The sequence below is a fragment of the Pseudomonas savastanoi genome, assembly GCF_020917325.1.
Taxonomy (GTDB): domain Bacteria; phylum Pseudomonadota; class Gammaproteobacteria; order Pseudomonadales; family Pseudomonadaceae; genus Aquipseudomonas; species Aquipseudomonas amygdali.
Window position 1 is genome coordinate 5,255,995 of sequence record NZ_CP076652.1, and the last position, 22,242, is coordinate 5,278,236.

Annotated in this window: 17 protein-coding genes and 1 pseudogene; 11 read left to right on the plus strand and 7 right to left on the minus strand. The window is 57.0% G+C overall.

The genetic code is table 11. The features are described from left to right. The first annotated feature begins 349 nt into the window (after positions 1 to 349). The 3 genes from KP808_RS22385 (at position 350) to KP808_RS22395 (ending at position 3,761) form a co-directional block, all read left to right on the plus strand. Complete coding sequence (locus tag KP808_RS22385) at positions 350 to 2,656, plus strand: TonB-dependent receptor (RefSeq protein ID WP_230016932.1); 2,307 nt, start codon at positions 350 to 352, stop codon at positions 2,654 to 2,656. Positions 2,657 to 2,887: 231 nt separating this feature from the next. Then, the gene (locus tag KP808_RS22390) at positions 2,888 to 3,127 is read left to right on the plus strand and encodes a hypothetical protein (protein ID WP_003317071.1); all 240 of its coding nucleotides are present in this window, start codon (positions 2,888 to 2,890) and stop codon (positions 3,125 to 3,127) included. Positions 3,128 to 3,209: 82 nt separating this feature from the next. Beyond that, on the plus strand, positions 3,210 to 3,761 hold the full coding sequence (locus tag KP808_RS22395; protein ID WP_122281250.1) for a hypothetical protein: 552 nt from the start codon (positions 3,210 to 3,212) through the stop codon (positions 3,759 to 3,761). A 43-nt stretch (positions 3,762 to 3,804) separates the two neighbouring features. Here the strand turns inward: KP808_RS22395 and KP808_RS22400 are convergent, their stop codons facing one another. The 5 genes and pseudogenes from KP808_RS22400 to KP808_RS22420 all read right to left on the minus strand — a co-directional run bounded on the left by KP808_RS22400 (position 3,805) and on the right by KP808_RS22420 (position 10,134). After that, entirely contained in the window at positions 3,805 to 4,440 is a 636-nt protein-coding gene (locus KP808_RS22400) for a hypothetical protein (RefSeq protein ID WP_122281251.1), read from the minus strand. A 198-nt stretch (positions 4,441 to 4,638) separates the two neighbouring features. After that, positions 4,639 to 4,937: pseudogene (locus KP808_RS22405) on the minus strand (cupin). 11 nt (positions 4,938 to 4,948) lie between these two features. Then, entirely contained in the window at positions 4,949 to 7,858 is a 2,910-nt protein-coding gene (locus tag KP808_RS22410; protein WP_230016933.1) for a putative bifunctional diguanylate cyclase/phosphodiesterase, read from the minus strand. Positions 7,859 to 7,889: 31 nt separating this feature from the next. Beyond that, positions 7,890 to 8,711: a phosphate/phosphite/phosphonate ABC transporter substrate-binding protein gene (locus KP808_RS22415; protein ID WP_058402678.1), complete on the minus strand. Its 822-nt coding sequence runs from the start codon at positions 8,709 to 8,711 to the stop codon at positions 7,890 to 7,892. A 292-nt stretch (positions 8,712 to 9,003) separates the two neighbouring features. Beyond that, a complete protein-coding gene (locus KP808_RS22420; RefSeq protein WP_122259616.1) occupies positions 9,004 to 10,134 on the minus strand; it encodes an ROK family transcriptional regulator in 1,131 nt (376 codons plus the stop codon). Positions 10,135 to 10,300: 166 nt separating this feature from the next. Here KP808_RS22420 and KP808_RS22425 point away from each other — a divergent pair, with 166 nt between their 5' ends. From KP808_RS22425 to KP808_RS22455, 7 genes are read left to right on the plus strand one after another with little or no spacing between them, the layout of a single operon-like run. Beyond that, positions 10,301 to 11,617 carry an extracellular solute-binding protein gene (locus KP808_RS22425; RefSeq protein ID WP_058402680.1) on the plus strand — a complete coding sequence of 439 codons (1,317 nt, stop codon included), beginning with the start codon at positions 10,301 to 10,303 and terminating at the stop codon, positions 11,615 to 11,617. Then, positions 11,614 to 12,507, plus strand: coding sequence for a carbohydrate ABC transporter permease (locus KP808_RS22430; protein ID WP_122281254.1), 894 nt, complete (start codon positions 11,614 to 11,616; stop codon positions 12,505 to 12,507). The genes KP808_RS22425 and KP808_RS22430 overlap by 4 nt, the downstream gene beginning before the upstream one ends. Beyond that, entirely contained in the window at positions 12,504 to 13,397 is an 894-nt protein-coding gene (locus KP808_RS22435; RefSeq protein WP_230016934.1) for an ABC transporter permease subunit, read from the plus strand. The genes KP808_RS22430 and KP808_RS22435 overlap by 4 nt, the downstream gene beginning before the upstream one ends. Beyond that, on the plus strand, positions 13,394 to 14,500 hold the full coding sequence (locus KP808_RS22440) for an ABC transporter ATP-binding protein (protein ID WP_230016936.1): 1,107 nt from the start codon (positions 13,394 to 13,396) through the stop codon (positions 14,498 to 14,500). Before KP808_RS22435 ends, KP808_RS22440 begins: the two co-directional genes overlap by 4 nt. Positions 14,501 to 14,506: 6 nt before the next feature. Further along, positions 14,507 to 15,268 (plus strand): glycerophosphoryl diester phosphodiesterase, encoded by a 762-nt coding sequence (locus KP808_RS22445; RefSeq protein ID WP_122259611.1) that lies wholly within the window; start codon positions 14,507 to 14,509, stop codon positions 15,266 to 15,268. Continuing rightward, positions 15,265 to 16,008: an inositol monophosphatase family protein gene (locus KP808_RS22450; protein WP_058408621.1), complete on the plus strand. Its 744-nt coding sequence runs from the start codon at positions 15,265 to 15,267 to the stop codon at positions 16,006 to 16,008. Before KP808_RS22445 ends, KP808_RS22450 begins: the two co-directional genes overlap by 4 nt. Further along, positions 16,008 to 17,120, plus strand: coding sequence for an endo-1,4-beta-xylanase (locus KP808_RS22455; protein WP_058408620.1), 1,113 nt, complete (start codon positions 16,008 to 16,010; stop codon positions 17,118 to 17,120). The genes KP808_RS22450 and KP808_RS22455 overlap by 1 nt, the downstream gene beginning before the upstream one ends. A gap of 129 nt (positions 17,121 to 17,249) precedes the next feature. On the opposite strand, the gene KP808_RS22460 is transcribed toward KP808_RS22455, so the two are convergent. Beyond that, on the minus strand, positions 17,250 to 17,813 hold the full coding sequence (locus KP808_RS22460; protein ID WP_002555458.1) for a single-stranded DNA-binding protein: 564 nt from the start codon (positions 17,811 to 17,813) through the stop codon (positions 17,250 to 17,252). A 9-nt stretch (positions 17,814 to 17,822) separates the two neighbouring features. Continuing rightward, the gene (locus KP808_RS22465) at positions 17,823 to 19,217 is read right to left on the minus strand and encodes an MFS transporter (RefSeq protein WP_058402686.1); all 1,395 of its coding nucleotides are present in this window, start codon (positions 19,215 to 19,217) and stop codon (positions 17,823 to 17,825) included. A gap of 129 nt (positions 19,218 to 19,346) precedes the next feature. On the opposite strand from KP808_RS22465, the gene uvrA reads away from it, so the two are divergent. Continuing rightward, complete coding sequence (gene uvrA, locus KP808_RS22470) at positions 19,347 to 22,181, plus strand: excinuclease ABC subunit UvrA (RefSeq protein ID WP_230016937.1); 2,835 nt, start codon at positions 19,347 to 19,349, stop codon at positions 22,179 to 22,181. The last annotated feature ends 61 nt before the right edge of the window (positions 22,182 to 22,242 follow it).

A 22,242-nucleotide genomic window follows, 5' to 3' on the forward strand; every position in this document is an offset into this window, starting at 1 on the left:
GCCTTCGGAAATACGTATTCACGAATGGGCTGAACCCCACTGAATCTGGACAGATAGCATCGCAACGGACGCCTTGCCTAATGAAATTTACGACCAACTGCCCAGCACTCCGGTTGGCATTGACCGGCAGAAAAATCGGGATAACGCGCCACTGGTCATAATTAATACACACAGTGAGTATTAATATCACCCCCAGTTCAAACGAGCCCTTTCGTTGAAACGAGCGCCCCTCGAAAACACGACGGACTCGTACGCCTTCAAGGGCCGACTGAACTCATTTCAACGCTAATACGTCCTGCAGATTCCCCGTCGCAAGCGCGGCGCCCTGACGCCCCAGGAAAACCTTTTCATGAACAATCGATCAATACCGCGTGCTTCTCGATTCCCGATAACGCGCCTTGCGCTGCTGGTTTCATTGAATTCACTGTGCCTGATCAGCCCGTTCATTCAGGCCGACGACGATGTGCCCACCTCAGTGACGGCGCCCGCCAGCGACGACACCGCTGCCGTGACACTGGGCACGGTGTCAGTGATTGGCCAGGGCGAAACCCGGCAGGTGCAACGCGTCACGCAAAAGGACGTAAGCGCTTATTCCGCAGGCACCAGCCCGTTGAAAGTTCTGCAACGGCTACCGGGGGTCAACTTCCAGTCCGGCGACCCGCTGGGTCGTGAAGAAGGCAGCCAGCGCATCAGCCTGCGCGGTTTTGACATGCACCACCTGGGCTACACGCTGGACGGCGTCACGCTTGGCAACATGAGCTTCGGCAACTTCAACGGTCTGAGCATCACCCGGGCGATCATCGCGGAAAACATCGCTGCCAGCGAAGTGGCTCCAGGCATCGGGTCGCTGGGCACGGCATCGAACAGCGATCTGGGCGGCACCATCCAGTTCACCAGTTCCAATCCGGACAAGGAGTTCGGCGCGCGACTGTCACAGACCCTGGGCAGTTACGACACCTCGCGCACTTTCATGCGCATCGACACGGGCGAATACAACGGTCTGTCCGCTTATGTGTCGGGAGAAAAGTACGACGCCGATGCCTGGAAAGGCCACGACAACCCGCAAAAATCCGACGCTGTGAACGCCAAGGTCAATTACAACTTCGGCGAAAACCGCGTGAGCTTTTTCCACAGCACCTCGTCTCACGACGAGGCCAATCTGCCCAGTCTGTCGAAGAGCATCATCCAGCGTCTGGGCTACAACTGGAGTTACTACACGCCGGACTGGACCCGCGCGGTCAATGCAGCCAACGGCATCTACACCGGCGGCGTAACCAGCGCAAGCGATGCGACCTACAACGCCAGCAGCCTGCGCGACGACGAACTGGACATCCTCAGCGGCAATTTCTCGCTGACCGATGATCTGGTGCTGGACGCCACGGTCTATCACCACCATGACTCGGGCCGGGGCAATTCGTATTATCCGTTCATCTTTACCAGCGGCTCGACCACTGTCCCCAGCAACTCGATTCGCAGCACGGTGTATGGCATTGATCGAACCGGCTTCCAGAGTTCGCTGACCTACTTCCTGGGCCAGCATGAAATTCAGGGCGGGTTCTGGATTCAATCGAACAAGAACGACATCGCCCGTTACCTGTTCGATACCACCAATGCGACGCCGCAAAACCACATCGTCAAAACCAATGGCCTGAGGCAAGCGGCTACGGTACTGGACCAGAGCTACAACGACCTGACCCGGCAGTTCTACCTGCGCGACACCTACACCCTGCTCGATGACCGCCTCAAGCTTGAGTTCGGCGCAAAGAATACCGTCACCACCTCCACTGCCGAAGGGAAAGGCGGCGGTTATGCCAGCGGCTCGCTGGAAGCACGGGACAGGTTTTTGCCGCAAGTGGGCGCGACCTACAAACTCAATGACAGCGATGAAGTGTTTACGTCTTATTCGGAAAACATGGCGGCCTTTCCGAGTGGCGGTTACAGCCCGTTCTTCACCACGCAGACTGCAGTGGATGCGCAGAACGGCTTCAAGGACCTCAAACCCGAAACATCGAAAACCGTTGAACTGGGCGTGCGCCGCAGCACAAAGCTGTACTCGGCATCCGCGGCGGTCTACAACACCAAATTCGACAATCGCCTGGTGGCCATCACCAACTGCACCGGCATTGTCATCTGCCAGAACGGCGTCGCCAACGTCGGCTCCGTCACCAGTCGGGGCCTGGAACTGTCATTCGGCCTGACGCCCGACGAGCACTGGCGCTGGTCCAACTCCATGTCCTACAACCACAGCACTTATGACGACGACTACGCCAGCGGCGGCAGTACCGTTCACGTGAAAGACAAAACCGTCGTCGATACGCCCAAGCTGATGTATTCCAGCAACCTGGACTGGAATTGGGAGCACTGGAATGCCGGCATGCAGGGCAACTACATCAGCAAGCGCTATTACACTTACACCAACGACTCCAGTGTCAGCGGCTACTGGGTAGCGAACGCCAACCTCGGTTACGACTTCGGCAAACTCGGTGCCGTCAAAGACACCACCGTCTCGCTGAACATGGTCAACCTGTTCGACAAGCGTTACATCTCCACCCTCAACACCGACGCCAGCGCAGCGACCGACCCTGCGGGCAATTTGCAGATTCTGCAGGTGGGCACGCCACGCAGTGCGTTTGTAACACTGGGCGTGAAGCTTTGATTGACGCTGACTGAAAGCGGGCGAAGGATCGCCCCGTTCGCCACTCATATTGAATGATGCCGCGTAACTTACGCCAGGGAGATGTATCCCAGTGGGAGCGAGCTTGCTCGCGAAGGCAATCTACATGTCTCTGCACAGCAGCGTGGGTTGCCAACCCCAATGGCGACGAATAGCGCACCGTGCTGCATACTCCCACGCACCTATAGCGCCTGACCTTCATCCGGACACCCCATGACACCCAACGCAGAACTCTATAACCCGTCCACCGAATACGCCGACAAGCTGATCTCGCGCATCGGCCAAACCCCTTCGTGGATCGCCAAACGCATTGGCGTGACTGACAAGCGCATTCGCTACATCCTCGATGGAGAACGGACCGTCAAAGGCGAGACCACGCCGATTCAGATGACCTATACCGAGCAGTTCGCACTGGAGTGCCTTGTGGCAGAGGCTATAGCGCTGAGGATGTAGGGCCCGCAGGCCATCAAGCATTGCCCTTGAATCTGAGGTTCCTGATAATCACGCCCTCACATAACTCAGACAAGGAAATGCAGTGAAGGGAAATCTAGTATTGGTGGCGTTGCTTGCACTGTTGATGCAAGGCTGTGGCGTGACCATGACGCGTTACGAGCCCAGCTTCGATAACGTCCAGAAGCTCAAGCAAACGCCTCCCCTTTTACCGATCCGTCAGACTCAGGTCAGCGCTGCGGCAGGTCAGGATTCACTGCAAGTGCGCGGCAATCCTGTCACATCCCCTAGCGGCAGCATCACGCAACACATTCAGGATGCCCTGACGGGTGAACTGGACCGCGCAGGTCTCATCGACCCGCAATCGCCGCGCCAGCTAAATGTGCTGGTTACGCAGAATGAACTGACCGCCGGCATGGGTACAGGCTCCGGCATAATCGCCGCGCGCTTCACCCTGCTTGACGGCGAGAAAGTTGAATATGACGCCACCAAGCAGGTCAGCAGTCAATGGAACAGCAGCTTTTTGGGTGCGGTCGCTATCCCCAATGCGGCAAACGCCTACAACCCGTTGGTGCGTGATTTGCTCAAGGCTTTATACAGCGACCCACTGTTTACTCAAGCGCTGAATCACAAATAAAAAAAGAGCCCACATGGGCTCTTTTTTTTCGGGCGTGAGTTCATTACGCCTGTGGAACAGTACCCTTCAGCATTGAATACTTCAGATTCTGGCTATCCACCAACTGCTTGAGCAGTGAATTGACCTGGCGCGTAAATGTATCGGTCACAGCCTTCTGCGGTGTATTGGCCATCATCGGCACAAACCAGATACCCATCCAGGTATTGATTGCATCATGGTTACTGAGTGTTCTCAGCACCTTCCCCTGGGGGTCCTGCGCGTCCAGGCTCATGCTGTACTGATCGGTAGCCATCGTCGGAATAATAGTCAGGGTCAGGCCACTGATAAACGCCATTACCAATTGGCCACCGCTTGGCGGATGGTTATAAACCTTGAGGTGCAGGCTGTAGTCGCCTGGCTGTTTCTTGAATTCATCAAGGGTCACTCGGCCAAACAAACCAGAGTCAGTCAGCGCTTTTTGCAGTTGGGGCTTGAGTGCATCCCGAGCTTGCGGCACTTCCAATGCGCCGGCGGTACCAGGTGTGCCCTGGTAGAAATCGAAGGCAACAAACACGTTGGGCTTATTCGCGTAGCTGGCCATCGAGGGCATGGTAACGGGCGCTACTTCATCCTTGGTAAAGCTGGCGCAACCGCTCAATACCAGCATTGCCGCAAGGCCCAGTGTCTTCAAGCGTTTCATTTACGATTTCCTTAGTCAATAACAGAACGTCTGTCCGAATCCATTCAAGAATTGCGGCCTTAACACTGCCTCATACAGCAGCGCCAGAGGCCACTATTGTGCCATCAACCAAAGATTCGTCAATAATCTTCAGGCTGGCGCAGGCGTGCCTGACGCCATAAGCGTGAATAGGTAATGACCAGCGATAGCCCGGTCAACTCAAACGCTACCCTCACGTTCGATAACCAGAATCCGTGCTTCTCCACAAGGATGCGCAACATGTTCACATCCATCCCCTGCGAAAAACACGTCGCCAACCTCCAATCTAACGATGTGTTCGATGCCTGACTCGCGATAATGCATATCCACCGTTCCATCGAGAACGGCGAAAACTTCCTCACCATCGTTGATGGCTTATCGGTCCAGTGGAGGCGTACAGTGGTTCCACCCATATTAGCTATGTCGTCAGCGCCCCAAGCTTGAGTGGCGGTGAAGTCTTTGCTACGAATAACTCTCATGGTCGCGGTTCTCAAGCAGGTATTTCCAACTCTCTCAGACTGCGTGACGATTTAATCATAGAAGCACACGCTTCACTGATGACAGGCTTACTAAAAAGATAACCCTGCATTTGATCGCAGCCATACGTCACGAGCAGCGCTAACTGGTCGACTGTTTCGACACCTTCTGCAATGACTTTAAGACCCAATTCGTGCGCCAATACGATGACCGCCCTGGTGATAGCGGCGTCTTCATGATTGCTCGTTATATCTTTTATGAACGCCCTGTCGATTTTGAGGGCGTCAAGAGAAAATCGCTTCAAGTAAGCCAAACTCGAATAGCCCGTTCCGAAATCATCGACCGAAAGGCTTATACCATACGACTTTATATCTCGAAGTATTTCAACCGCCGACTCGGGATCGATCATCAGCATCGACTCGGTCAATTCGAACTCTAAAAGAGCGGGGTTGATACCGTACCCTTCAACGATATGTTTGACGGTCTCCGCCAGGCCTTTTACCTGAAGCTGCCTGACGGACAGATTGATGGCGATCGGTACCTGCCTGATATTATTCTCTCCCCAGCTTTTTATGGTTTCACACACGTTGCGGATAACCCATTCGCCGACAGGAATAATCAGGCCAGTGTCTTCAAGAATAGGGATAAACTCAGCCGGAGAAACCATACCCTGCTCCGGGTGATTCCACCGTAACAAAGCCTCCAGACCACTTATCCTGCCATCGGCAAGGCTGACCTTTGGCTGAAAATGTAGAATAAACTCATCACGTTCAAGCGCACCCCGCAATAGCGTTTCAGTTTGCAAGCGCTTGACTAAACTTTCGTTCATCGTGGCCTTATAAAACTTATAATTATTACGGCCACTTTTTTTCGCATGGTACATGGCGGTATCCGCATTCTTCAGGATAACGCCAGTGTCTCGCCCATCAAACGGATAATTAGCGATGCCGACACTCGCTGAAACAAATACATCCTGGCCGCCCAGATTGAATGGTTTCCCCAACGCTTCAACAACATGGTTCGCAAGGGTTTTTATAAGGCTTTCGGAATAAACATGATGGGTAACGACGATAGAAAACTCGTCGCCTCCCAGCCGCGCAACCACACTGTTTTCATCAATGCAGTCTTTCAAGCGTCGCCCCGCCTGGATAAGCAATTGGTCGCCCACTGAATGCCCCATGGTGTCATTCACTGCTTTGAACCTGTCCAAATCGATGAATATAACGCTGACTGCATCTGGCACTGACGTTTTCCGACTGATTATCTCGCGCAGATAATTGCTGAGAAACCAGCGATTAGGCAGATGGGTGAGCGAATCATTTTCGGCCAGATAGATTAGCTTTTTCTTGGCATCATACCGCTCAAGCGCGGCGGCCAACAGGTTAGCAAGTGTTTGAAGGTAGCTGACATCTTCACGTGTAAAGGAGTAGTCAGTGCTGGCATACACCCCAAGAACACCCTTGAAAACCTCCCTGCAGGATATCTCAATCTCTAGACCACTTCTAATACCACAAGCCTCCACTGTTTCATCCGGCAGCAGCGTGTACCTGTTATCAGGTGTATCAGAATTAATGACACACCCGGTGGAAGCAGCAGTACCGTTCAAAAAATCATTGTGATAACCACTGCGGACTTCCACGTGGTTCAAGCCAACCTCCGCGTTGAGGATGACCCCATGACTCACTCGATCAACGACTAATAAAGCCGCCTTGCACAATGTTAATCCTTGCGCCGCGTTCAATGCTGCCAGTCCACCCAGCGCACTGACGTTTTCTTCTGTCAATGCCTGCTGACCAAACAAGGCAATAAGGTTTTGCCTTCTGGAGTTATCCAGAATCGCGACCTCAAACTCCTTTCGATCAGTAATATCGATATCGATGCAAATATATTTTTCAACGCCACCCATGTCATCGAGAATAGGTATTATGGTGCGTCGATGCCATGCATCCTTACCGGTACGACCCGAAAGCCTGAGTTCACCGTTCCACACCTCATTTTCAGGAGCCCATCGCCACGGTTCAGAAGTTGAAGAGATGCCGGTCCAGACTTCATCGATCGTCAACTCTAAAAGCTCGGCTCGCGAATGCTGTGAGCTTGTTAAGAATCGTTCGTTAACGTAGGTGATACGTCCGGAGGCCGAAACTTCGCAAACGATTGAAACCTCGTCCAGGGCATTTTTATGCTGCACCAAGGTATTCATCAACGATTCGATACGCAGGCCAAAGTGATTGCGCATACTGGCGGCAGTGCGGTTTACCGCTTTTATAGCCTCCTGTATTTCCATGGGAGCATCAGCGACCAACATCGCTTCTGCTGCCACTGCACCTGAAGCAATTTCCGCCTCATAAGAGTGAAGCTTGCCCAGGTGAGCAAGCGAACGCTTGATCATGAACCCCATCAACATCAAACTTATCAACAGAAAAAATACCGCAAACAATGTAGCCTGGATCACAAGACTATAGAGTTCGGTAGCAATTCTCTCGGCATTAAAAGACAAACGCATCACGCCATAATCTTTTCCGCCAATAGTGATCGGGCGATTGACATCGAATAATCTTGCAGCGACTTCAGACTCTATCCACGCAGGCGCTCTTCCAACAGGCGCACTGGCTGCCTCAAGGCGAATCACGCCACCCGACAGGTCAATAAACATGGCCGACTTGAACGGCGAGCGAGCCAGGGTTTTTTCGAGGGTTCTTTTGATGGTGTCGTAATCGCCGATGACGACACTTTCCTCAACCGCTTGCGCCGCCACCTCAATGAGCATGTTAGCGGTGTCTTGTATCTCTTCAATATGCTGAAGCAGCTGATTTTTATAAAACAGTCCCAGCCCTGTCGTCAAAAAAGTCAGTATCAGAATGGATAACATCGCCAGTATTCGCGACGTCAGTGATTTGGGCAGCAGGCTTTTAAAGAAATTCATTAACAGCCTCTCCAGCTAAAGTTGAAATTATTTACTTAAGGTTTGCTGGCAAACTGTTATAAAAATCACGATAGGACGCATAATCCGCTTCCGTCGCAGGAATGAAGGTAATCGGTGCCGGTGCATGGACCAGCTCGGTCGCCTCACGAAGAACCCTGCTACCGTCGGGATCGTTTTGCATATTAAAAAATGCGTTGGCTACCGCATCACGTTCTTTTTTAGAAACCCGAGGGGATGCCATGAGGGCCAAATCATTGAACGAGGCTGAACTCCACAGTACGCGGAACGACTTCCCTTCTCTCTCCGTGTAGCCGCTTACCAGCTGTGAATTGGCTCCCATCGCCTGAGCCTTACCACTGAGGAGTTGGCTGAAAGCACCGTCCATATTCCCTGCAAACACAGTAGACGTGTTGATCCCTTTCTTGACCAATTCCGAGTTTGTGACTTTATAAGCGATGAATGCTTCCGGTCCCGGATACACGACTTCCTTGCCCTCTAACTCTGAAAGGCTATGAATGGGCGAGTCGGCAGGCACCACGATTTGCCCCACGATAGCAGGCGCGTCACGGCGACCAAACACCTTCCAGCCCATCTTGTCGCGTTCCGGGCTAAAAAGATGGTTGGTGAACGCGAAGTCAACTTCTTGCGCGAGCACATAACTTGTCGTATCAGAGGAGGTCCGCCCTAATTTCAGCGTAAGGTTCACACCGCTTTTTTCGGACACATACTTTATGATTGGATTCCAAAAACCGGCTGAAAGATTAAGATTGTATTGATTGACAGGCGAAAAGTTGTAGACTTTCAGCTCTTCAGACGCGGCCATATTCGACAAGGCAAAAGACAGGGCGATCATTATAGCTTTGCAGCCTAGGCGTAAGTTCACTTGTCCACTCCACAGGTATAATAACTTCTTAGTCAACGGTGATGAGCGCCAACTTAAGCCCAGCCATCTAATATGATCGGCCGAGGCTCTTGAATCTTAAGCAAAGACCGCATGAAGAAATATTAATTGGCCAGCCAATGCACCTGCCTGCTGCATCCGCGCGATAGTCTCGAACTGTGCAGGCCGAGGTGTCTTTTGCTGCATGACCATTGCCTTGGTCGCAACGTGCAGTACCTATCAAGGAACCATCGCAGACAACAGATCAAACAAAAAACCGCTCTTTCAACGGCACCAGTGCCGCCCCGATAGCCGCCGCATCGCCATTGGTCTCACTCAGCAATAACTGAGGCCGGGGCGGTGGCGCGTTGTAGCGGTGGGCTCCCCAGAAAGTCGTCGCCGCAATCAGGCGTCTGCCCAGCTCTGGCGGCAATTGCCCGCCAAACACCACCGCCTGTGGATCGAACAGGCCCGCCAGTGCGTTAACCAGACGATCCAGGGTTGGTTTCACGCGTGACAGCCAAGTGTCCACGCCGGGCCAGTCGGGGTCGAAGCGCAGGCGCAGGTCTTCGATTGAGTCCACCTGTACGCCGTTCTGATGCAATTCATCCAGCAGGTAACGCAAGGCCGGACGGTTTATCGACTCTTCGTCGCTGTAGAGGGTGATCTCGCCCGCGTTGCCGTGACTACCGAAATAAGGTTTGCCGTTGATCACCACGCCTGCACCGAAACCAAAGTTGAACGACAGGTAGATGAAGTTGCTGGCCCAGGCCCCCACGCCCACCAGGCTTTCACCGATGGCCGCAGTGGTGGCGTTGTTTTCCAGCCAGACCGGCATGCCGAAGCGCTCTTCGAGTATCGGTTGCAAGTCAATCAATGACCAATCGCGCAGCGGTTCGGGTGCGTTGATCTGGCGGTTCTCAAGAAAAAAACCGGCGATGGCGAAGCCCATACCAATCACTCGTTGCGCCTCGATGCCATTGCGCTGAAGCATGCGTTCGATGGTCTGATCCAGCGAATCCAGCGTGCTGTTACGGCTCAACGGCGGCGTACGCAAGGTGACCTGTTCCAGCACATTGCAGCCCAGATCAGCGACGCAGACCACTGCCGAGTCGGTATTGATCGATACGCCGATGACATACACCGCCTCGTTGACCAGCTCAATGCGCGGACTGGGCTGACCACGGCCGTTCTTCACTCGCTCGCCGCTACGCAGCAGGCCTCGGCTGATCAGTTCTTCGATCAGGCGGTGCACCGACTGCTGAGCCAGGTCCATCTCGGTCGAAACCGTGGCGCGGGTGATCACGCCTCGACGGCGAAGGATATCCAGCAATTTGCGTTCATTCAGGCTCAGCGGTTGGTGCGCATGAAGTGGCGTATCGAGGTCGAGGGGCATGGAATCTACAAATCAGGGGAGGATTAAAAACAGTGGGCGTGTAAAGCAGTGTATCGCCCGCCACTCATTGCACACTTCCATCATGAAAATTTAATAAAAGTCGCGCAGGTCACAAATACTACACACAAGCTGTATTAAATAGCACTGAGTTCTCGTGGGTGTCCTCATGCCTTTCATCAGTAAGACGCTTTCCATGCTGGCACTGCTGCCGCTCGCTGCTCAGGTCTTCGCCGCCCCCGCCGAGTTCTGGTATAGCCACGGCGGCGCGGCCGGAAGTGCCATCGCAGATTTGTGCAGAAGCTTCAATGCGCAGCGTGAGGATGGGGACCGCCTGCACTGTATCCGCCAGGGCAGTTATGAGCAGACGCTGCAGAAGACCGTCGCCGCGTACCGCGCAGGCATAGGCCCGGCGCTGGTCGAAATTTACGATGTGGCTACGCCTGACATGCTGCTGGGCGGTGCCACTCTGCCTGTCGAGGCCATCATGGCCGATCATCAAAGAGCCTATTCCGACGACACTTTTCTGCCAGCCTTGCGGCGCTATTACTCCGATGATCACGGCACTCTGGCGGCCCAGCCTTTTGCGGCGTCCACGGCCTTGCTCTATACGCACCGAAATGCCCTGGCCGCAGCCGGTATCAGCGAGCCACCCGCCACTTGGGAAGCATTTGCTACTGCCTTGCGGGCCTTGAAGAAAAACGGCCACACGTGCCCTGTCGTCAGCGAATTTTCGCCGTGGATCTGGCTGGAGCAGACCAGTGCAGCGCAAGGTACCGAAGTCGCGGTTCGCGCCGCTGGCACGGAGCGCTATCAGTTCGACAAAGGCGCCCACCTGCGGCTGATGAACGATCTGGCGCAATGGACCGCTGAAGGTCTGGTTGTGCACGAGGATTCGACGCGCAGCGGCCAGCAGGCGCTGGCGTTCGCCACCGACGACTGCGCCATGCTGATCGACTCCACCGGTGCCTGGAATATCGTGCACAGCACGCTCAAATCCGACATCGACGTCACAGCACTGCCGATTTACGCCAACACCCAACGCCGTACCAACGCTCCCGGAGGTTCCTCGCTGTGGGTGATGCGTGGGCATGCCGCGCGGGATTACCGGCTGGTCTCGGAGTTTCTGGCGTTCGTACTGCAACCGGATAATCAGTTGGTATTCAGTGCCAGAACCGGCTACCTGCCAGTCACTCAGACGGCCGCAGCAAGATTGCAATCCGCAGGCAGAGAGCCGTCGGCCGTGATGGTCGGGCTTGCTGCACTTCACGACATCGACGGCCAGCCCTCTGCGCCTTTGCGCTGCGGTTTTATCACGCTGATGCGTCTTATCTGGTCGCAGGAAATGGAAAACGCGCTCGCCGGTCGCCAGAGCGTTGAACACGCCCTGCGTCAGACAACGCTGCGCGCCAACGAATTGCTCAGTCTGTTTCAGCAGATGCATCAGGCCCAGGCCAGCAACGAGTCAGACGGGGCAACGCCATGAAGCCTCGTGCGCATTTTCCGCAACCGCGCCTGGCGCTGCTGTTTGCCCTGCCCCAATTGCTGGCACTCGGGTTGTTCTTTTATTGGCCTGCAGTCCAGGCAATCTGGTGGTCGTTTCATCTGGTGCCGCCCTTCGGCGGTAACGAAATCTTTGTCGGCCTGAGCAACTATTTGCGGGTATTGAGAGACCCTGGTGTGCTCGCGTCGCTAGGCTCGACGCTGGTGTTCAGCCTGTCGAGCGTTGTGCTTTCGATCCTCATCGCACTGGTGCTTGCGCTGTGCCTTGAACTGAAACTGCGCGGCAACGCAGTGTTTCGCAATCTGCTGATCTGGCCCTACGCCGTATCGGGCGCCACCATCGGCATTGTCTTTCAAGTGCTGGCCAATCCGGTGATGGGCATTTTCGCCTGGCTCAACGCGATTGCCCCCGGCACCTGGGCACCCTACGCCAGCCCGATGCAGAGCATGTCGTTGCTGATCGTGGCGTATGCGTGGTGCCTGGTGCCGTTCAACTTCGTGATGTTGGTCGCCAGCTTGAAGTCCGTCCCCGATGACTACCTCGCCGCAGCCGCACTGGACGGGGCAGGCCCGTTGCGACGCATGCTCGACATACAGCTGCCGCTGATTGCGCCCTATCTGCTGTTCGTGTTTGTCATCGACCTGCTGGAAAGCCTGTCGAACAGCTTTGGGCTAGTCGACACCCTTACCCACGGCGGGCCCGGCGATACCACCAATGTGCTGGCCTACAAGATTTACACCGACGGTTTCATGGGCCTGGATCTGGCAGGTTCGTCGACACTGTCAGTGCTCATGTTGCTGGCAGTCGTAGCGCTTAGCATCGCTCAGTTCAAACTCTTGTCCCGCTTCCAGCGCCGTGGGGTGAAAGCATGATCGAGCGTCACCGTTTGCTCGATACGGGCGCTTATCTGCTGCTGACGCTCGGGTTGGTGTTCGCGTTGGGGCCGCTGTACGTCGCAGTCTGCTCGGCAACTGTGAGCAACCCACAACTGTTCGCCCACGGTCTGGCGGTGATCCCCGGCGACCAACTGCTGGAGAATCTGCAACAAGTCACCCGACGTCTCGACCTGCTGCGCTTGCTGGGCAATAGCCTGCTGGTCGCCACACTGGTGGTGATCGGCAAGCTGACACTTTCGGCGCTGACGGCATTTGCCGTGGTGTACTTTCGCAGCCGCTACACCTCGGTGATCTTCTTTGCCGTGCTGGGCGCTCTGCTGCTGCCGCTGGAAGTACGCATCATCCCCACGTATGCGGTGGCCAGCGACCTGCTCGGACCGCTACGCAATCTGTTGCAATGGCTGGGCATCCAGTGGCTGCCGGTGCCGACCATCAACCTGCTCGACAGCTACACAGGGCTCGCCTTGCCGCTGATCGCCTCAGCCACCGGCACCTTTCTGTTCCGGCAGTTTTACCAGACGCTGCCCGCCGAACTGGTCGAGGCCGCACGTATGGACGGTGCCGGGCCCTGGCGTTTTTTTGTCGACATTCTGCTGCCGCTGTCGAAGACCAACTTCGCGGCGCTCGGCACGCTGGTGTTCATCGGCGCGTGGAAAGACTACCTGTGGCCGCTGGTCGCGACCAATCGCGAGGACATGCGCACGCTGGTGCTGGGCGTCGCCAGCTTTCTGCCGACCGATGCAACCCAGGTCCCCGAATGGAACCTGCTGATGGCCGCCGCCGTGGTCAGCATGCTACCCCCCATCCTCGTCATTGCGCTCATGCAGCGATGGTTTGTCAAAGGTCTGATCGGAGTCGGTAAATGAACGCGCTCACCCCTATTGCCTGCGCGCCGGATATCGTCCTCAAGGGCCTGCACAAAACCTATGGCTCTGGGCACATCCTTCACGGGCTCGATCTGGTTTTCAAGGCGGGCGAGCTTAACGTCATCCTCGGCCCGTCCGGGTGTGGCAAGTCTACGTTGCTGCGCATGGTCGCCGGGCTGGAGGACGTCACCCAAGGGCAGATTCTGATGGGTGGCCGCGACGTGACGCGCCTGCCGCCCAAGGAACGTGGCTGCGCCATGGTGTTTCAGAACTACGCGCTCTATCCGCACATGAGCGTCGCCGACAACATCGGTTACGCGCTGAAGCTGGCACGCATCTCACGCAAGGAGCGCGAACAGCGTATTCGCGAGTGTGCCAGTTCGCTGGGGCTGGAGGAGTTGCTGCAACGCAAGCCCGGAGAGCTTTCCGGCGGTCAGCGTCAGCGCGTTGCGATCGGTCGGGCGCTGATCCGCAAACCGCCGGTGCTGCTATTCGATGAACCGCTGTGCAATCTGGACAGCGCGCTGCGCCATGAAATGCGCCTGTTGATTCGTAACCTGCACCAGCAGACCGGGGCGACGATTCTGTATGTCACCCACGATCAGACCGAGGCCATGACCCTGGCCGAGCGTGTGGTGATTCTCAACAAGGGCCATGTCGAGCAGATCGGCACGCCCACCGACATCTACGATCAGCCCGCCAGCACATTTGTCGCCAGCTTCATCGGCACCCCGCCCATGAACCTGCTGCCTGTGCACTGCCTGGACGACAACGTTCTGATCCTGGCCGACGGACAACGCCTGCCCATCAAACTCGGCATTGCCAGCAACCGGACAGGCAAATGGCTGATGGGCCTGCGCCCTGAGACCGTCGCGCTCGGCCAGACAGGCGTCACCGCCACCGTTGAATCTTCGGAAAATCTCGGCAGCCACAGCCTGCTGTATTGCCAGTTGGCCGGAACACGCTGTGTTGTCAGCCTCGCCGAACGGCAGCATCTGATGCCCGGCACCCAGGTTCGAATCGCCATCCATCCCGCGCCCTTGCTGTTCGATATCGAGAGCGGCCAACGCCAGCTCGTTTCCTTCTCCCAAACCACCAAGTGACCCGCCATGCTCAAACCTGCGCCCCTCGTCCGCTCGTCCCTGATTGCCCATCGTGGTGCCAAGGCTTACGTACCGGAAAATACCCTGCTGGCCCTGGAGAAAGCCGCCGAGTGCGGCGCCGAGTGGGTCGAGATCGACGTGAAGCTGACCCGCGATGGCCAGCCTGTCGTGATTCACGACGACTTGCTGGACCGAACCACCAACGGGCGCGGCGCTGTCGTGCTTCACGAACTTGAGGCCATCCGCAAACTGGACGCAGGCAGCTGGTTCGCACCTGAATTCGCGGGCTTGCAGATCCCGACCTTCGAAGAGATCGTGGCATGCGCGCTGCGCCTCAACCTGGGTTTGCAGGTCGAACTCAAACCGACCATTGGCGACGATATCGAGACGGCGGAAGTGGTGATGCCGATCCTCAAAAATCTGTGGCCCGCCGACAACGATCGGTTGTTCGTCTCCAGCTTTTCGGTGCGCTCACTAACGGCCGCGCGACGCTTGTGGAACGATGTACCGCTGGCCATCGCCTGCGTGGTTGCGCCTGCTGACCCGGTCGCTTTGCTGGCCGAATATGACTGCCGAATACTTCACGTACTTGACGACATGCTCGATGACCATCACCTTGTTCGCCTGAAAAGCAGCGGCGTCGAATTCGCCGTGGCTACCATCAACAGCCCGAAGCGTGCGCATTACCTGCTGGAACACGGCGCGCAGTCGATTCTCAGTGATTACCCGGACTTGTTGAACCTGCCGAACGGAGGCTGTCTGCAATGAACAAACGACTCAGCGTCGCCATGCACGCCGTAGAACAGGCCACCGGCCTGGCCATGGCGTATTTCAACGACCGCCACACCCTCGACATCACCACCAAAAGCGCACAAGACCTCGTCTCCCGCGCCGACTTCGAAGTGGAGCAACTGCTCCGTGCAGAGCTGAGCAAACACTTCCCCGACGATGCAATTCTTGGCGAAGAAATGGGCGGCGAATTCATCACCGACGGCTGGGTTATCGACCCTATCGACGGCACCGGCAACTACCTGCGTGGCACACCGCTGTGGGGAATAGCAGTGGCGTACATGTCCGCAGGTGAACCCGAAATCGGCGTCGTCGCCTACCCGGCATTGGGCTACACCCTGGCAGCGCGCACGGGCGATGGCCTGCTGCGCAATGGCATCCCTTTCGTCCGCCCGCAACCGCCAGAGCATTTGCGTATTGCCGGCGTAGGCGAAAACACCCGATGGGACGCTGAAGAGTTGGGACGACTACAACTGACCTTGCGCCAACAAGGCTGGGGCCTGGCAGGCTATCGCTGCGCAACCATCGGCCTGGCGTTCGCCGCGCTGGGGCAAACGGATGGGTACATGGAGAAATTCACCAGCCTGTGGGACATCGCGGCAGGCGCAGTGATTTGTAGGGAGGCCGGATTGTTGTGCACGATTGAAGGCGAACAGAAACAAGGGTCAATGACCGTGATGGTCGGGCGTGAGGAGTTGATGGGGATCTTTGGTGCGTAATGCGCCGGGCTAGTCGACGCAGTTTTCTGACTGCGTTTGTCCGCCTGCTGGCGTGTATGCCCTTCGTCAACAGCAGGCTGCTGGCGGCAGAACCCTTTCCCGCATTGCGCCAGCCTGCAGCCGAGAAAGGTATTCGGTTCGGCTTTGCGATTGATCCGGCAAAGCTGAATGACGATGCGGCCTATCGGCAGCTGGTCGCCCGTCAGGCCAGCATCGTAGTGCCAGAAAACGCCTTGAAGTGGCAGACCGTCCACCCCGAGCCAGAGCGTTACAACTTCGCACCCGCCGACGCAATCGCGGCGTTTGCGAAAGCGCATGACCAGCGTATGCGCGGCCACACTTTCTGCTGGCATCGCTCTTTACCCGACTGGGTTCACCACACCGTCACCCCGACGAACGCCGAAGCGGTGCTGACGGCGCACATCAGTACCGTCGCCAGCCATTATCGTGGCCTTATCAGCGCATGGGACGTCGTCAACGAAGCCATCCAGCTGGAGGACGGCCAGCCTGACGGGCTGCGCAATTCATTCTGGTATCAGATGCTCGGGCCTCGCTATCTGGACATAGCCTTCAAGGCTGCGCACAAGGCCGACCCGGACGCCCTGCTCTGCTACAACGATTACGGCCTGGAAAAGGATGCCCATTACGGCGAAAGCAAACGCACTGCCGTGCTCGCCCTGCTGCGCGGGCTCAAGCAGCGGGGCATTCCGATACACGGCCTTGGCATTCAGTCCCACCTGCGTGCAGGCGACACATTTGGTCCGGGTCTTTCCCGCTTTATTCTTGCAGTGCGTGATATGGGGTTGTCGATCCATATCACGGAACTGGACGTCGACGACAGCCACTTGACGGGGTCTATCGCAGAGCGCGATGGATCAGTTGCAGCGACTTATAAGCGGTATCTCGACGAGGTGCTTGCCACGCGCTCGGTATCTACCGTTATTACGTGGGGTGTTTGGGACAGCCCGCATGTTGCAGGCGCCACGGCCAGCAACGGGCCGTTGGCACAACGGGCATTGGCGTTTGGCCCACGAGGTGAGGTGAAGCCGGCGAGCTGGGTGATCGCGCATTGTTTCGAAAACGCGCAAATGCAGAAGGATGCGCGGATTTAGGTGCTCAGCGGCTCCCACGGCAGCAGTGCAGCCAAAGTGGTTCAGCGCTTTCTGACGCCTGAAAACGACGAAGCCCCCGATAAACGGGGGCTCCGGCTCTGGACCTGAACAGCAGGTTCCAGCGATGTGCTAGAACGGAATATCATCATCAAAGCTATCGAAATCAGCAGCTGGCTGCGGCGCTTGTTGTTGCGGCGCCGGGCGCGAGTCGCGTTGTGGCGGCTGCTGGTTGTAGTTTTGCTGAGGTGCGGACTGCTGCGGCGCCGATTGCTGTGGGCGCGACTGCTGTGGACGCGGTGCGGACTGGTTGTAGTTGCCACCGCCCTGACCTTGTTGGGAGTCGCCCTGAGGACGGCCGCCCAGCAGTTGCATGGTGCCCTGCATGTCGACAACGATTTCAGTGGTGTAGCGCTTGATACCGTCTTTTTCCCATTCGCGGGTCTGCAGCTTGCCTTCGATGTACACCTGCGAACCCTTGCGCAGGTATTCGCCAGCGATTTCGGCGACCTTGCCGAACATCGATACGCGGTGCCATTCGGTCTTTTCGACTTTCTGACCGCTCTGCTTGTCAGTCCATTGTTCGCTGGTTGCCAGACTCAGGTTGGTCACGGCGTTACCGTTAGGCAAGTAGCGAACTTCGGGATCCTGGCCGCATGTACCGACCAATATGACTTTGTTAACCCCACGGGCCATAACGTTCTCCTAGGCTTCGCACGCTTCTGACGCTGGATTGACCAGCTTTTCGAGAGAGGCGCGATCCAATAATTTTGTGTCGAGTTTTATGTAGATGGCCGCCTCTTCAGCAACCACCACTGCATCTGTCACGCCTGCTACGGACATCAAACGCTCTGCCAGGCCTGCTTCACGCTGCGCCTGCGGCGACAACGGCAGACGTAGGCTGGTCACGTAAGGCGGTTCTCGCATGGTCACTGCGAAGGCGAGCCAGACGGCGGCCATGGCTGCACCACCCAGGAACACCACATCGAGCCCACCGTGCTGGAACAACCAGCCGCCCAGTATCCCACCTGCGGCCGAACCAAGAAACTGGCTGGTGGAATAAACTCCCATTGCCGTGCCTTTTCCGCCGGCCGGTGAAACCTTGCTGATCAGCGACGGCAACGACGCTTCCAGCAGGTTGAACGCAGTGAAGAATACCACTGTCCCGATGACCAGTGCCCGCAACGTGTCCCCGTAGGCCCAGAAGAATAGCTCAGCCAGCATCAAAACTGTGACGGCGCCCAGCAGAACGCGCTTCATTTGACGTTTCTTCTCGCCATAGATGATGAACGGGATCATCGCGAAGAAGGAAACCAGCAAGGCGGTCAGGTAGACCCACCAGTGTTGTTCCTTGGGCAAACCGGCTTTTTCGACCAGCGCCAGCGGCAAGGCCACGAAGCTGGACATGAGCATCGCATGCAACACGAAGATACCCAAATCCAGGCGTAGCAGGTCGGGATGACGCAAAGTTGCCCCAAGGGCCTGTCTGGCAACGCCGGATTCGCGGTGCATCAACGGGCCATTGGCCTTGGGCACCACAAACGCGACGATCAGAAGCCCCAGCAAGGCCATACCGCCTGTGGCCAGGAACAATCCCGAAAGACCGAACATACCGGTGATCACTGGGCCGACCACCATGGCGATGGCGAACGACAGACCGATGGTCATGCCTATCATGGCCATGGCCTTGGTGCGATGCTGTTCGCGGGTCAGGTCAGAGAGCAAGGCCATGACCGCTGCGGAAATCGCGCCAGCACCCTGCAGGATGCGCCCGGCGATGATTCCCCAGATCGAATCGGCATTTGCCGCCACCACGCTGCCAATCGCAAAAATGATCAGGCCGAGATAAATAACCGGTCGCCGTCCGATACGGTCGGAAATGATCCCGAACGGAATCTGCAGCACAGCCTGGGTCAGGCCATAAGCGCCAATCGCCAGACCGATCAGTGCAGGGCTCGCGCCCGCCAGGTCCATGCCGTAGGTTGCCAGAACCGGCAAAACCATGAACATGCCAAGCATGCGGAACGCGAACACCAGGGCCAGACCGCCTGCTGCGCGGGTCTCGCCGCTACTCATACGCTCGCTGTGGGTATCGTGCATGGAATAACCTCGTGTGAACCGGCGGCGATTCTACCAGTCCCATCGTTGTACAGCACATACGCGACGCTTTGCCGCGTAATGGCTCGGAGCCTTATACTCCGTCGTTTATGCCCGCCAAGCGAGGCCGCAGTGGACAAGATCCTGATACGTGGGGCACGAACCCACAACCTGAAAAATATTGACCTGACACTTCCCCGCGACAAACTGATCGTTATCACCGGACTCTCCGGTTCAGGCAAGTCTTCGCTGGCTTTCGATACGCTGTACGCCGAAGGGCAACGCCGCTATGTCGAATCGCTGTCGGCCTATGCCCGCCAGTTCCTGTCGATGATGGAAAAACCGGACGTCGACACGATCGAAGGTCTGTCGCCAGCGATTTCCATCGAGCAGAAGTCTACGTCTCACAACCCGCGCTCGACCGTGGGGACAATCACCGAGATTTACGACTACCTGCGTCTTTTATACGCACGAGTCGGACAGCCTCGCTGCCCGGACCACGATATCCCGCTGGAAGCGCAGACCGTCAGCCAGATGGTCGATCTCGTGTTGACCCAGCCCGAAGGCAGCAAGTTGATGCTGCTTGCGCCGGTTATCCGTGAGCGCAAGGGTGAGCATCTCTCGGTCTTTGAAGAGCTGCGCGCGCAAGGTTTTGTCCGCGCGCGGGTCAACGGCAAGCTGTGCGAGCTGGATGAGCTGCCGAAGCTGGACAAGCAGAAGAAGCACTCGATTGATGTAGTCGTGGACCGTTTCAAGGTCCGCGCCGATCTGCAGCAGCGTTTGGCCGAGTCCTTTGAGACCGCCCTGAAGCTGGCCGACGGTATCGCCCTGGTTGCGCCAATGGACGACGAGCCGGGCGAGGAAGTGATCTTCTCCGCCCGCTTCGCCTGCCCGATCTGTGGCCATGCGATCAGCGAGCTGGAACCGAAGCTGTTCTCCTTCAACAACCCGGCCGGCGCATGCCCGACCTGCGATGGTCTGGGCGTAAAGCAGTTCTTTGATATCAAGCGACTGGTAAATGCCGAGTTGACGCTTGCCGAAGGCGCGATACGAGGCTGGGACAGGCGTAACGTCTATTACTTCCAGATGCTGGGGTCGCTATCCAAGCACTACGGTTTCAGTCTGGAAGTGCCGTTCAAAGAAATCCCGGCCGACATGCAGAAAATTCTGCTCAACGGCAGCGGCTCGCAGAGTGTCGACTTCCGCTATCTGAACGACCGCGGCGATATCGTCAAGCGCGCGCACCCGTTCGAAGGCATCGTGCCGAATCTGGAACGTCGCTACCGGGAAACCGAATCAGCGACCGTGCGTGAAGAGCTGGCCAAGTTTCTGGGCACGCAGCCCTGCCCCGATTGCCGAGGCACCCGCTTGCGTCGTGAGGCGCGCCATGTGTGGGTAGGTGAAAAGACTTTGCCTGCGGTGACCAATCTGCCGATTGGCGATGCCACGCATTACTTCGAAACGCTCAAGCTGACCGGACGGCGCGGCGAAATTGCCGACAAGATTCTCAAGGAAATCCGTGAGCGTCTGCAGTTTCTGGTCAATGTCGGGCTGGATTACCTGACACTGGATCGCAGCGCGGACACTCTGTCCGGCGGTGAGGCTCAGCGTATCCGCCTGGCCAGCCAGATCGGTGCGGGTCTGGTCGGGGTGATGTACATCCTCGATGAGCCGTCCATTGGCCTGCACCAGCGCGATAACGATCGTTTGCTGGGCACGCTCAAGCACCTGCGCGACATAGGCAACACCGTGATTGTGGTGGAGCACGATGAAGATGCGATTCGCTTGGCCGACTACGTGGTCGACATTGGCCCGGGCGCGGGTGTGCATGGTGGGCATATCGTTGCCGAAGGTACGCCGGACGAAGTGATGTCGCATCCTGACTCACTGACCGGCAAGTACCTGTCGGGCCGTGTGAAGATTGCTGTACCCGCCAAGCGCACGCCGCGTAACAAGAAGCTGTCGCTGACGCTCAAAGGTGCGCGTGGCAACAACCTGCAGGACGTCAATCTCGATATTCCGATTGGTCTGCTGACCTGCGTGACGGGTGTTTCCGGGTCGGGCAAGTCGACGCTGATCAACAACACACTGTTTCCGCTGAGCGCCACGGCGCTGAACGGTGCCACGACGCTTGAGGCGGCCGCGCACGACAGCATCAATGGCCTGCAGCATCTGGACAAGGTCGTCGACATTGACCAGAGCCCTATTGGTCGTACGCCGCGCTCCAACCCGGCGACCTATACCGGGCTGTTCACGCCGATTCGTGAACTGTTTGCCGGTGTACCTGAATCGCGCTCACGGGGTTACGGTCCGGGCCGGTTCTCGTTCAACGTCAAGGGCGGACGCTGCGAAGCGTGCCAGGGCGACGGGCTGATCAAGGTCGAGATGCACTTTCTGCCGGATATCTACGTGCCCTGCGATGTGTGCAAGAGCAAGCGTTACAACCGTGAAACGCTTGAGATCAAGTACAAGGGCAAGAACGTCCACGAAGTACTTGAGATGACCATCGAGGAAGCGCGTGAGTTCTTCGACGCCGTTCCCGCACTGGCGCGCAAGCTGCAAACCCTGATGGATGTAGGACTTTCCTATATCAAGCTGGGGCAATCGGCGACAACACTGTCAGGCGGTGAGGCGCAACGGGTCAAGCTGTCGCGTGAGCTGTCCAAGCGCGACACTGGCAAAACGCTGTACATCCTCGACGAGCCGACCACGGGCCTGCACTTTGCGGATATTCAGCAGTTGCTGGATGTATTGCATCGCTTACGCGACCACGGCAACACGGTGGTGGTGATCGAGCACAACCTGGATGTCATCAAGACGGCCGACTGGCTGGTGGACCTGGGGCCGGAAGGCGGTTCGAGAGGTGGGCAGATCATTGCGACCGGCACACCTGAACAGGTCGCCGAGATGGAGCAGTCGTACACCGGGCATTACCTGAAGCCTCTGTTGATCAGAGACAGGGCTTAACCGGCGCCGCGAAACGGGTCTGGCTTCAGTCAGACCCGGATACAAAAAAGCTCCTGTCACG